Annotated in this window: 9 protein-coding genes; 8 read left to right on the forward strand and 1 reads right to left on the reverse strand. The window is 41.3% G+C overall.

Translation table 11 applies throughout. The features are described 5' to 3' along the window. Positions 1-34: 34 nt before the first annotated feature. On the reverse strand, positions 35-1393 hold the full coding sequence (locus tag Q0058_RS11485; protein WP_298224051.1) for a PQQ-dependent sugar dehydrogenase: 1359 nt from the start codon (positions 1391-1393) through the stop codon (positions 35-37). Between the two features lie 258 nt (positions 1394-1651). Between Q0058_RS11485 and Q0058_RS11490 the strand changes: the two genes are divergently transcribed. The 8 genes from Q0058_RS11490 (at position 1652) to Q0058_RS11525 (ending at position 11973) form a co-directional block, all read left to right on the forward strand. Next, complete coding sequence (locus Q0058_RS11490; RefSeq protein WP_298224052.1) at positions 1652-3763, forward strand: tetratricopeptide repeat protein; 2112 nt, start codon at positions 1652-1654, stop codon at positions 3761-3763. 5 nt (positions 3764-3768) lie between these two features. Beyond that, the gene (locus Q0058_RS11495) at positions 3769-4518 is read left to right on the forward strand and encodes a LytTR family DNA-binding domain-containing protein (protein ID WP_298224054.1); all 750 of its coding nucleotides are present in this window, start codon (positions 3769-3771) and stop codon (positions 4516-4518) included. 143 nt (positions 4519-4661) lie between these two features. After that, a complete protein-coding gene (locus Q0058_RS11500; protein WP_298224056.1) occupies positions 4662-5789 on the forward strand; it encodes a hypothetical protein in 1128 nt (375 codons plus the stop codon). Between the two features lie 221 nt (positions 5790-6010). Next, on the forward strand, positions 6011-7726 hold the full coding sequence (locus Q0058_RS11505; protein ID WP_298224058.1) for a T9SS type A sorting domain-containing protein: 1716 nt from the start codon (positions 6011-6013) through the stop codon (positions 7724-7726). A gap of 67 nt (positions 7727-7793) precedes the next feature. Next, positions 7794-10328, forward strand: a complete 2535-nt coding sequence (locus tag Q0058_RS11510; protein ID WP_298224060.1) for a T9SS type A sorting domain-containing protein — start codon at positions 7794-7796, stop codon at positions 10326-10328. 201 nt (positions 10329-10529) lie between these two features. Then, entirely contained in the window at positions 10530-11000 is a 471-nt protein-coding gene (locus Q0058_RS11515) for a DUF4112 domain-containing protein (protein WP_298224062.1), read from the forward strand. A gap of 18 nt (positions 11001-11018) precedes the next feature. Further along, on the forward strand, positions 11019-11624 hold the full coding sequence (locus tag Q0058_RS11520; RefSeq protein WP_298224064.1) for a DUF2238 domain-containing protein: 606 nt from the start codon (positions 11019-11021) through the stop codon (positions 11622-11624). Positions 11625-11727: 103 nt separating this feature from the next. Beyond that, a complete protein-coding gene (locus Q0058_RS11525; protein ID WP_298224066.1) occupies positions 11728-11973 on the forward strand; it encodes a hypothetical protein in 246 nt (81 codons plus the stop codon). Positions 11974-11983: the final 10 nt, after the last annotated feature.

Here is an 11983-nt window from a genome sequence, read left to right on the forward strand (position 1 = left end):
GGAATGTTTTGGGTTATGCCATCTGGATAAATTGTTATTTGATCAGTATCTTTTTGGTTTCTACGATGGTCTTATGCTCATCAAGCAATTGCAGGTAATAGATGCCTGAAGAAAACGCGCTGACATCAACTTTATCAGTATATCCAGCGGCGTAAACTTGATTACCTTCGGCATTGCGTATGGAAATAAACCCTGTTTTCAACGCTGAATCGACGTAAAGTATTCCATCTGAAGGCACCGGATAAACCGACATTTTTTGGTTGTCTGAAAACTGATTGACGCCCAACGCCTGATTCTTAATTTCTATAATTCTGTCATCCGTGGCGCCCGGCGTTCCCGCATAATCTTTATTGGAAGTACAGATAAAAACACGTCCGTCAGGAATCACCAAAACATCGCGTAACCTTCCGTAAGTATTGGTCACGATAATATTTTGCTGTACCACTTGAGAACCATCGTCACTGAGTTTCAATTGAAGCAACTGTTTGTTTTTTAAAACCGCCACCAGCAACGAATTGTTCCATTCCGGAATCGCATCACTTTGGTATAAAGATATTCCCGCCGGTGCAATCGATGGCGACCAACTGTAGATCGGTTCCACTACATTCTGCGCAGTACAAAAAGTGATTTCGGCTGCGGTACTGCAAACGCCTTCTACGGTAGGCCAACCGTAATTCCTGTTTTCCTGAATGATATTGATCTCGTCATTAGCGCCTGTTCCGTGTTCGGAGCTGTAGAATTTGCCATTGCCATAACACAATCCTTGTGGGTTTCTGTGGCCGAAGGACCAAATGTAACTGCCTGTAATGGGATTGTCATCGGGAATACTACCGTCAAGATTCATCCGCAACACTTTGCCGTTGATTGAAGTCAAACTTTGTGCGACTGTCGGTGTGCTATAGGTATCGCCCAAACTGATGAATAATTTGTCCCCTAAAATAACCATCCGCGAACCATTGTGCGAGACGCCCGCGGGAATGCTTCCAAGAATAATTACCGGATTGATCAAAGTATTGTTCGCCGCATCATACTCGTACCTCACAATTTTTGAAGTGGTCGTAGAATAGGTATAATGCACATACAAATACGGCGTATTATTGAAATCCGGGTGCAAAACAATCGAATGCAACCCCACGCTAAACCCAAAAAGCACGACGTCGTTAATGGAAAAAACCTGCTGCACTTCATAAGTGTCGGGATTCATTCTTTTGATGTTGCCCGCCAATTCGGTAAACCAGATCCAGCCGTCGGCACCGTATTCCATATCCCACGGAATACTGAGGTTTGAGGCTACTACTGTTTTTTCAAGGATTGTATTGCCGAGAGTAACCTGCGCGAAACAAGTGGAATTTAAAAAGCATGCGAATAGTATCGATAAAGTAATTTTTTTCATGGTTTTGTTTGTTAGTTTGAAGTTTCGATTTTCAATGTGGCAGACTGTAAAACACTCAAACAGCTGAAAATCAAAGAAGACGAATTTAAGTAAAATATCGCAATCATAATGAAAAATCTGATGATGACATTCCTCTTAATTATTCAAACGGCGTGTTAACATCAATACAAATGCTCACCTTACGATTTTTTAAGCAGGCCAAAAAATATTTTTTTATTGTCTACTTTTGTTTTCAAATTTATAAACCCACATTCTTTGATGTTTAAAGCAACCAGAAGCTCCGTACTGATTTTACTAACCTTCGTTTTTACCGCTTCCTATTCCCAAAACCGAACGATTGATTCTTTAAAAACCATATTGGGTCATAAAATTAGTGACACCACACGAATCAATACCATTATAGCAGCCATGGACCATTCTGTGACATGGAGCCCACCACATGTCGCCTTATACAAACAATTGCAGCCTATTTTTACCAAAGGGCTGAAGCTGCCCAACCTTCATGCTAAAACAAAGCAAAAATACTTGTATGCTGCCGGTGTTTATTATTACAATACCGCCAAAAAAGAAACCATGGATCGCGATGACAATGCGCCACTGCACTTTGACGAAGCTATAAAATTCTTTAAGGCTTCAAAAGATTATAAAACCATGACCGAAGCCATTGTTGGCAAAGGCTCTTACTTTCAAACCATAGCCGATTGGCCCAACACTTTTAAATGTTATTTTGCCGCACTCAAATATTTTGAAAGCATCCACAGTGAATTCGGAATCTCCGATGTCAACATGGAAATCGGAACCGCATGCCTGGCGCAGCAAGACTGGGAAAAAGGCATCCTTTATTTGAAAAAAGCCCTGACCTATTTTGAGGTGCCTGATGCGGATCTTTCGATTGGCGATCGCCATGATAAATCCGTAATCTTAAACAATATTGGTGTGGCATATACCAGACTTAAAAACTATGCGGAAGCCCATAAAAACTTTCTCAGGGCCTACGGTTATATCAAACAAAATCATGACCCGAAAGCCGAATCAATAGTACTCGTACAATTGGCCAACGCCACCAATGATTTAGGAAATTTTGCTGAAGCTCAGGAGTATGTCAAACAGTCTTTAGCGCTGTGTGAAGAAGATGCTTCAAGGATGGCTGTCTATGGCAGTGCCGCGCGGATTTATTACAGGAACAAAAATTATGACAAGGCAGCGGAATTCGGAGAAATATGCTATACACTGTCGAAGAAATTGAAGAATAAAGGCTCGATGACAGGCATGAGCACCTTGTTGTCTAAAATTTACCGAGAAAGCGGACAGTACGAAAAAGCCCTGGCGATGTATGAGACTTCGGTGGCGCTTAAAGATTCCACCAAACTGGAAGCCTCTAAAAATGAGCTCGCCCAACAGCAACTGAAGTATGATTTTGAAAAGAAAGAACTGCAGCAGAAAATCATTCAGGAAAAGAAAGTGGCGGCCATCCAGCTCGATGCGGAAAAAAAATCCTTTCTTGAAACCTCCAAAAACAAACTCGCCCGGCAACAGTTGCGGTATAATTTTGAAAGAAAAGCATTCCAACAAAAATTAATGCAAGGCAAAAAAGTATCGGTCATCAAACTCGACGCCCAAAAGAAGAATGCAGCCAAGAACAACTGGCTGATTGCGCTTTCCGGTCTGCTGTTACTGCTATTATTGGGTGGTTTTTTCTACTATCGAAACAACAAACAAAAGCAGTCGATAGCGGTGCTGGAGAAAAATCAGATCAAGCAAAAACTGCTCATCACCCAAATGAATCCGCATTTCATCTTCAATTCGATTGAGAATATCCGAAGCCTGATTTACGACCATCAAAACGATGCAGCGGTCAATTATCTTGGGAAATTCTCGACTTTGACACGGCAGATTCTCGAAAACTCCAATGAAAATTACATCGCGCTGAATGAAGAAGTCGACATGATAGAGAATTACCTGACCATCCAACAGCTTTTGTATCACAACAAATTCAATTTCAAAGTTTTCGTCGAAGAAACCATCGATACCGAAAGCATCTTTTTGCCGCCGATGCTCACCCAACCTTTCATCGAAAATGCGATCAAGCACGGTTTGAGCAACACGACTGAAAACGGAAAGATCGACATCCGGTTCTATCTCAAAGAAGCCAAGCTGTTTTTTGAAGTCATCGACAACGGCAAAGGTTTCGACTCGGGCAAAACCATCAGCAACCACAAATCTTTAGCGATGACCATTACCAAAGAAAGACTCGTAGGCTATACCAAAAATCAGGATTTTGTAGTGCAGACCGACAACATCACCGACCAGAGCGAAAAAATCGTCGGGGCCAAAGTGCTTTTTGAAATCCCTTATATTTACGAAAACTAAATCCTATGTTACGAGCCCTTGTGATCGATGATATCGAAACCATCAGAAAAAGACATATTGCCATCATCAAATCGAGTTGCCCGAATGTTTCGATTGTCGGTCAGGCCGATTCTGTCGAGTCAGGAATCGCGCAGATCAAGCAATTGGCACCCGATATTGTGTTTCTCGATGTAGAAATGCCCGACGGTAGCGGTTTCGATTTGCTTCAGAAATTAAAACCCATCAACTTCAAAGTCATTTTCATTACGGGGCATGAAGATTTTGCCATTAGGGCGTTCCGTTTTTCAGCGATTGACTATTTACTCAAACCGCTCGAATCAAATCTTTTGGTCGAAGCCGTCAAAAAAGCCGAAGAATCTTTAGGCAAGGAAATCTTCGACATGAAACTATCCAATTTATTCGCCAATCTCGAAAGGCCGAAAAACCTACAAAAGCTGATTCTTAAAACCGCAGATAAGATTTATTCGGTGAATATTCAGGACGTGGTAAGTTGTGAAGCCGATAAAAATTATACGACTTTCAATTTCATCAATGCGCCTCAACTCGTCGTTTCTACGAACCTCAAAGAGTATGAAACCATGCTGACGCCGTTCCATTTTTTCAGAACGCACAAATCGCATCTGATCAATATGGCGTATTTCGACCATTTCATCAAAGCCGACGGCGGCAACCGCATTGTGATGAAAAACAAACTCACGATTCCGTTATCGGTGCGCAAAAAAGAAGATTTCCTGATTTTACTGGAAAACCTCTAACCTTCTGTTTTCTTAAAAACGGTACTCCGTTATTTTTCAACGTTAATCTTCGGAAAGCTGACGTAAATACATTGACCAAAATTCTGCTTTGGGTTTGATTTATTATTGCATTGAAATTATTAAATGCTTTAACAAAACGAACCATGAAACAAATCAAAACACAAGTACTGAGCATCATGCTGTTATGCTCTTTGGGCAATGTAAACGCGCAATTGCTCGGAAAACTTAAAAAAGCAGCCAGCGATGTTAACAGCGTATCAAACACGGTGAAGACTGGCGAATCAGTCGTCAAAAACGTCAAACAGAAAGCAGGTAGCGCTACCGGATCAGCAGGTTTGAAACTGGACTGGAATACGTTCAAGCTCACGCCGGCCATTACGTTCAACTCATTGCTTTATGGAACGAGCATCGGAACCGGAGGACTTACGAGGTTTGAAGGTTACACCGCTACTTTCATCCCAAACAAAACCGCGAGCGGCGCTACCGTTGATGCGATCAGCGATCAGGCGGAATATTTAAAAGTGAAGGTTTACAAAGGCGATCAATACATCACTTATTTCGAATATTCCGGAACCCAGACCTTCGATGATGGAAAGAAAACGAAATTCAACGCACCTTCAAGCCGCTACCAACGAAACGGCGAATGGGTTGGCGGTACTGACATCGATGCGACGAAAACAGGGCCTGGAATGTACCGTCTGGATTTTTATGCGGGCGATAAAATGTTCTATTCCTTCCCGTTTGAAATTGCCAAACTCACCAACAACGATCCTTATGCGACGATGAACGAAATGTACGTCACACGCGGCCCATGGAATGATTACGCTTATTTGAACCTCGCCGATACCGGTAATCTTGTTTTTGGATTTTACCTTAACCACGAAGAATTTCAACCGAATCCGGCCAATAAAAACAAAACCAACAAGAGCGTCAAATGGAGCGTGAAGATGCTCAAAGACAACAAACCTTATGCGCAGCACTACGGTAATGGCCCGAACACAGCGCAAGTGAAGCAAGCCGAATGGGAAGAAAATTCATGCGCTTTCAAATTGGTCGACAAACCCGGGGAAATCAAATTTACGAACCTGACCGATGGTGCTTACAAAATCGAATTGACTTTAGAAGGCGAGAAAAAACCGCGCTTGTATAATTTTTCAGTGAAAGGCAATAAGATTGTTCCGATTGTAGAACAAGACCGCACCAAAAACACCGATCCAACGCGATTGATTGAAGGCTGGAGTGATTATTTCTGGTTGAAACTTGAAAAATAAAAGCATAGAAAGTCATTCTGTGAAGTAAGCGAAAAGCATTAAAATACAAGAATTTACACAGATAAATAAAATGCTGAAGCATTGGTAAAAATGATATACTTTATAGTATGTTTGCAAACAAAATCAGAAAATAATTATTAAAACAATTCAAGCGCATTTATAGTTTACGCGATTATTCAAGGATATTATAGCGAATATGAATGAAAATTAAACCTGTAAAAATGAACAAAAAAATTACAATTTTAGTATTTATTGCAAGCTTTACCAATGCTTTCTCACAGCATTTAAACTTTATAGATAAAGCCGACAAACCGATTGCCCGTAGTGGCTCATCAAGTGCCCGACAAACCGGAAGCGGCGGCGGTGACATTTACATTTCGAATGGTTTTTCAGCTACCCAGCTATATACTTCTGACATTGAAAAATACAATGCTAATAACAATACTTGGTCCTTATTTTCAACTTCTACACCGAGCATTGGCAAACAATATGGCAACTCAGAAATTGCTTCAGGAACGACACTTTGTTTGTTCAACGGTGTTACGGCTTCGGGTGTTATAAATAATAAGCTCGAAAAAATCGATTTGGCTACTGGTGTGCTTACCACAAGCGCCACATTAAACCCAAATCCTGTATACAGCGCCGGAAGTGAGTATTTTTCATCGAGTTTGTTAACTTTCGGTGGTTGTGCTGACACATTCAATGCGGTGTATTCGAATAAATTTTACCGAATTTCAATCAATCCAGATACGTGGACGGCACTCGCTGATATGCCTGTTGCTTTAGAAACCAAAGGCGAAGTGTTGGTGGGCAATGGTGAAGCGCTTTACGTATTCGGAGGTTACAGCGAAACCAACAAGCAAGCCCAAAACTTCGAATCTTTAACGGTCAATGCTAATGTAGCTTTAACCGATTGGATCAACGTAGCGGAAACAGGAACCAAAGTCTACAAAGCCAAACAGTTCACCGCCAACAAATATGCAGAAATCAGCGCTTTTGATGCTGTGGTGGCCAATCAGGAAGCTTCGAACAAAGCCTGGTTGGTGTCAAGCCCGATGACCGCTACCGCTACCGAGCAGGTTTATCTTAAGTTTAATACCAAAGACGGCTTTGACAATGGCGCCACTTTACAACCTTATCTGATTACGAATTGGACGGGCGACATTACCACTTCAACGAAAGTTTTATTGTATGGAAATATCGCTAACGGAACTACAACAGGCTATGCCGCGGACTTTACAAATTCAGGCGATATCTTGTTATATGGAGATTTAAGCAACTTCAGAATTGCTTTCAAATATACTGGCGGTTATGCACCATTAAAAACAACTACATTTCAGATTGATAATGTGCGGGTTTACAAAACCAATCTTTCGAACAATATCTACAAATATCGTTTTGACAACAATACCTGGACGACCTTAAATACGGTTTTACCTCAATCCTTATCGGCTTATGCGGTGGCGAGCGATTACTCAAAAGCTTACATCACCGGAGATTATCAAAACCAAACTTTTACCGGTGTTTTTGATTCGCAAACTGAAACCTTTACCGCATTGACACAAAGCAATATGTTGGGCAGAAGACATCACAATTCGGAAATTTGGAACAACAACTTATACATCATGGGCGGCAATACCGACTCTTTTATTGGCAGCGTTACCGAGAGCACTCAAAGTGTTGATTTGGCGACATTAAGTGCGGAAGCATTTGCCGCGAACAGTGAATTGAGTATTTTCCCGAATCCGGCAACTGATATGGTAAACATCAATGAAAGTATTGAAAATGTTTCATTATACACAATGGATGGAAAGCAAATAACCATTCCAAAAACTAACAGTACGATAGATGTTTCTGAACTGACTAACGGAATCTATTTATTGGTCGGGCAAAACAAAAACGGTCAGACGGTCAAAACAAAATTGATCAAACGATAATACACGCTTTCCACTTTGTTGACCAGCGACTTTTTAACCCTAAAGAAATTAATCCAAAACAAAAAATATGAAAAAATTCTATCTTTTAATGCTGACTGTGTTTTCGATGGCAGCCTTTGCCCAGTCTTACAATTACACGCTCTACAACACTGTAAATTCACAGATTGGATCAGCCAATATCAAACACATTGAAATCGACGGAAGCGGTGTGGTTTGGATGACTACTGGTAACGCATTAACAAAGTTCGATGGCACTACCTTTACTAATTATACGACCAATGATTTTCCTATTGATGCTTTAGGAAAGTTTGTCATAGACAACTTAAATAGAAAATGGATTGCAACAGCACAAAGTGGTCTTGTTCTTTTTGATGGCACTAATTGGTTTGCTTATACTCCTGCCAATTCAGGAATCCCGGGCTATAACGTTCAGGATGTCGCGGTAGACAGTGCCAATAATGTTTGGTTGGCTACTTATTCTGGTTTGGTGAAATTCAACGGCACGACTTGGACGACTTACAATACTTCTAATTCTACTATTAGTAATAATTCGATCAATTCTGTAGCTGTAAGTAGTAGCAACACCGTTTACTTAACGGGAAATAGTATTTTGATGAAATTTAATGGAACCACCTTTTCAATCCTTGGGGATCAGGCCAATAAAATTCGTAAAGCTGTAAACAATGATTTGTATGTAGACTTCATTTCAGGTTACTTAAAATATACGAACGAAATAGTTTCTGATTTTCAATCTCACGGTAATTCGTGTATGTTAGACTGTCAAATAGAAGGCATTGATGTAGATCAGAACAACAAAGTTTGGATGGGTTTTAACCAGGAATGCAACAATGGAGGCGTTCAGAATTATACCGATTGTAAGAATTATTTTCCAACCATAGCCGGAGCTTCTTTTAGAGATGTTAGCTGTTTAAGGTTACAATCTTCTAATACGATTTGGGTAGGAACTTACGAATTTGGGCTTGTGAAAATGAGCTTAAATACAACCGGAACTTGTCTTGCACCGACCAATCTTTCTGCTACCAATATTACTTCGTCAACGGCTACGGTCAGTTGGTCGGCCCCATCTCCAGCGCCAGTTGGCTATACCATTATATACAATAATAATTCTAGTGTGTTGGGTGGCATCAGTATCTATACTACTTCAACATCGGTTAATTTACAAAACCTGACACCCAACTCCGATTATCACTATTGGGTAGCTGCTGATTGTGGCAATAGCCAAAGCGATTGGAGTCCAGCGCAGTTTTTCCCTACTCCAGTTGAGCCACCGTGCTTTGCTAAGATTAGCGGCGGATCTCAGCATACTGCAGCTATCAAAGCTGACGGCACGATTTGGGCATGGGGACAAAACACTTACGGTCAGCTTGGAGACGGAACCACTACCAACCGCCGTGCTCCAGTTCAAATTGGTACAAGCAATAATTGGCAAAGTGTCGCTGCCGCACAATTGCATACACTTGCTCTAAAAACGGATGGCACGCTTTGGGCATGGGGAAACAATGGTTACGGTCAATTGGGTGATGGAACTACCACCGATAGGTCAACGCCAGTGCAAATCGGTACAGCCAATGATTGGCAAAGTATTGCTGTTGGAGACCAACATTCTTATGCCATTAAAACCAATGGAACACTTTGGGGATGGGGACTTAATGGTACTTATCAATTAGGCGATGGTACGAATGTGAATAAACTAGTTCCAACCCAATTGGGAACCGCTACGAACTGGAAAAGTGTTACTGGAGGTTCTAATTCTGGTCTTGGTTTAAGAACCAATGGAACCATTTGGTCTTGGGGTGCTAATTCTAGTGGGCAGATTGGCGATAATACAACAACCTGGAGGTCATTGCCAGTTCAAATAGGAACCGCTACCGATTGGAAATACATCCATTCAAAAGGAGCTAATTGTTATGCCATAAAAACCAACGGAACTTTATGGGGTTGGGGAATAAACACTGACGGAAGATTGGGTAATGGAGGAAGTGCGAACACACTAACACCGGTTCAAATCAATGGTGCTACCAATTGGAAGGCTGTTTACACTTCTGGGGGCAATACGCTCGGATTTAAAACCAATAATACGCTTTGGGTTTGGGGCTCGAACACACAAGGAGAATTGGGCAATGGAAACACCAATTACGTTTCAACGCCCACAGCAGTTGGGTTTGAAGTCAATTGGGTTAGTGCCGGTGGCGGTGATCGTTATTCTGTTTTGTTGAATTCAGAGGGTAAAGTATTCACTTGCGGTTGGGGTCCACAAGGACAATTAGGCGCCGGTACTATCAATCAAAGAAATACGCCGGGCCAACTTCCTTGTCCCTCGCCCGCATTAGCTTTGGATGATTTTGAAGTTGTAAATGCCGTAAAGGTTTATCCAAATCCGGTTCGGGATGTTTTAAATATTTCATTTGAATCGGTAATTTCTTCTATTTCTATTTATAACCTATTAGGTCAAGAAATGCTAACAAAATCAATGAACGCAAAAGAAAGCAGCATCGATGTTTCTCAGTTGGCAGCCGGAACTTATCTTGTGAAAATTATCGCGGGTGATGCGTTAAAAACCATGAAAGTCATTAAAGAGTAAATTCGATAATTTATTAAAGCAAAATCCTAAATTCAATTTGAGTTTGGGATTTTTCTTTTTTTGATGGTGCTGTCTTCTTGCTGTACATCATCGAATGCTGAAATGTTTTTTGCTCAGTTTATAAAATTATTTGCTATCAAGCGTTTAAATTTACAACCGAACACATTCTATGTTTAATTGCAAAATATCAAAAAAGAAACGATGCCCTCAAAAGACCATAACAATCCAACGCTAAAACATCTAGACGCACTGGCCAAACTCATGGATTCGCAATTCAGGTTTCCGGGAACCCAAATCAGGTTTGGCATCGATGCGATCATCGGGTTTATTCCCGGCGTTGGCGATTTTGGCGGACTTTTGATTTCAGGTTATATGATTCTTGTGCTGGCCGGCAATGGCGCGAGCGGTTTTGTGATGGCGAGAATTTCTCTCAACGTCATTATCGATACCCTTTTCGGTTCCATTCCTGTGCTGGGCGATATTTTTGACGTGGCCTTCAAATCGAATGAGCGCAATATGAAACTCGTACACCAACATTACATCGACGGAAAACACCAAGGCAGCGCCTGGAAAGTAGTCGTTCCTGTTTTGCTGTTGCTGTTCTCCATCTGTGCAGGAATTGCATGGTTCGCCTACACTATACTGTCTGCGTTATTTCATTATATTTGGTAAGCCAATCCAATAAATTTTATGAGGAACAAAACCTTACTTTTATACATCGCTGTTTTCTTTGCAACCTTGCTCCTATCCGCCATTCAACCCAAAGAATATTTTACGTGGTTTTTAGAAGTCATCCCTGCCATTATTGGTTTTATTATTTTAGCCTTAACATACAAGCGCTTCTCATTCACCAACTTTACTTACGGCTTTATCCTGCTGCACTGCATCATTCTTTTTGTTGGAGGCCATTACACTTATGCCGAAGTGCCGCTTTTTGATTGGATCCGCGACACTTTTCACCAATCGCGTAACAATTACGACAAGGTCGGGCATTTTGCCCAGGGTTTTGTTCCGGCGATGATCATCCGCGAGTTGTTTATCCGCAAAAAAGTAATCGCTAATCAGGCTTTCTTTAGTTTCATAGTTGTGGCAATCTGTCTGGCCATCAGCGCCGCTTATGAATGGATCGAATGGGGCGTTTCGGTCTGCACCGGCGATGGCGGCGATGCTTTTTTAGGCACGCAGGGGTATGTTTGGGATACGCAATCGGACATGCTCTTCGCCACGATTGGAGCCATCACTATGGTTATCGGTTTTAGCAAACTTCAAGACCGCAATCTTCTTCCAAAAAAATAAATCATAACACTTTAGGGTTTTTCAAAACTAAATGGTTACATCATAGCCGGTTCCCAAATCTGCTCAAGTTTTCTGCTGAAACTTAACCTTTACCGTTGAAGCTATGACCCATAAAAATGTTGTCTCCGCTATTGAATCGAAATTGTATTGCAGTTGGTTTGGGCACAAACTCGTGTTGCTCAGGAAAATCACCGAGCATTTCGAAGAATACGAATGTAAAAACTGTAAAAAGCAATACACGCGCGATTCTAGCGGGAAAATTGTCGCCCTGACGCCTTTTCTGAAAGACATCAACGAAACGATTTTTAAAGTCTATCTGAGGCGAAATCATGGCAAAAGCAATCTTTGACCTTACAGCA

The sequence above is a fragment of the Flavobacterium sp. genome (genome assembly GCF_027484705.1).
Classification (GTDB): domain Bacteria; phylum Bacteroidota; class Bacteroidia; order Flavobacteriales; family Flavobacteriaceae; genus Flavobacterium.

Coding starts and splice junctions, on each gene's coding strand:
- Q0058_RS11485 (WP_298224051.1), bottom strand. CDS start 1,393: ATGAAAAAAATTACTTTATCGATACTATTCGCATGCTTTTTAAATTCC.
- Q0058_RS11490 (WP_298224052.1), top strand. CDS start 1,652: ATGTTTAAAGCAACCAGAAGCTCCGTACTGATTTTACTAACCTTCGTT.
- Q0058_RS11495 (WP_298224054.1), top strand. CDS start 3,769: ATGTTACGAGCCCTTGTGATCGATGATATCGAAACCATCAGAAAAAGA.
- Q0058_RS11500 (WP_298224056.1), top strand. CDS start 4,662: ATGAAACAAATCAAAACACAAGTACTGAGCATCATGCTGTTATGCTCT.
- Q0058_RS11505 (WP_298224058.1), top strand. CDS start 6,011: ATGAACAAAAAAATTACAATTTTAGTATTTATTGCAAGCTTTACCAAT.
- Q0058_RS11510 (WP_298224060.1), top strand. CDS start 7,794: ATGAAAAAATTCTATCTTTTAATGCTGACTGTGTTTTCGATGGCAGCC.
- Q0058_RS11515 (WP_298224062.1), top strand. CDS start 10,530: ATGCCCTCAAAAGACCATAACAATCCAACGCTAAAACATCTAGACGCA.
- Q0058_RS11520 (WP_298224064.1), top strand. CDS start 11,019: ATGAGGAACAAAACCTTACTTTTATACATCGCTGTTTTCTTTGCAACC.
- Q0058_RS11525 (WP_298224066.1), top strand. CDS start 11,728: ATGACCCATAAAAATGTTGTCTCCGCTATTGAATCGAAATTGTATTGC.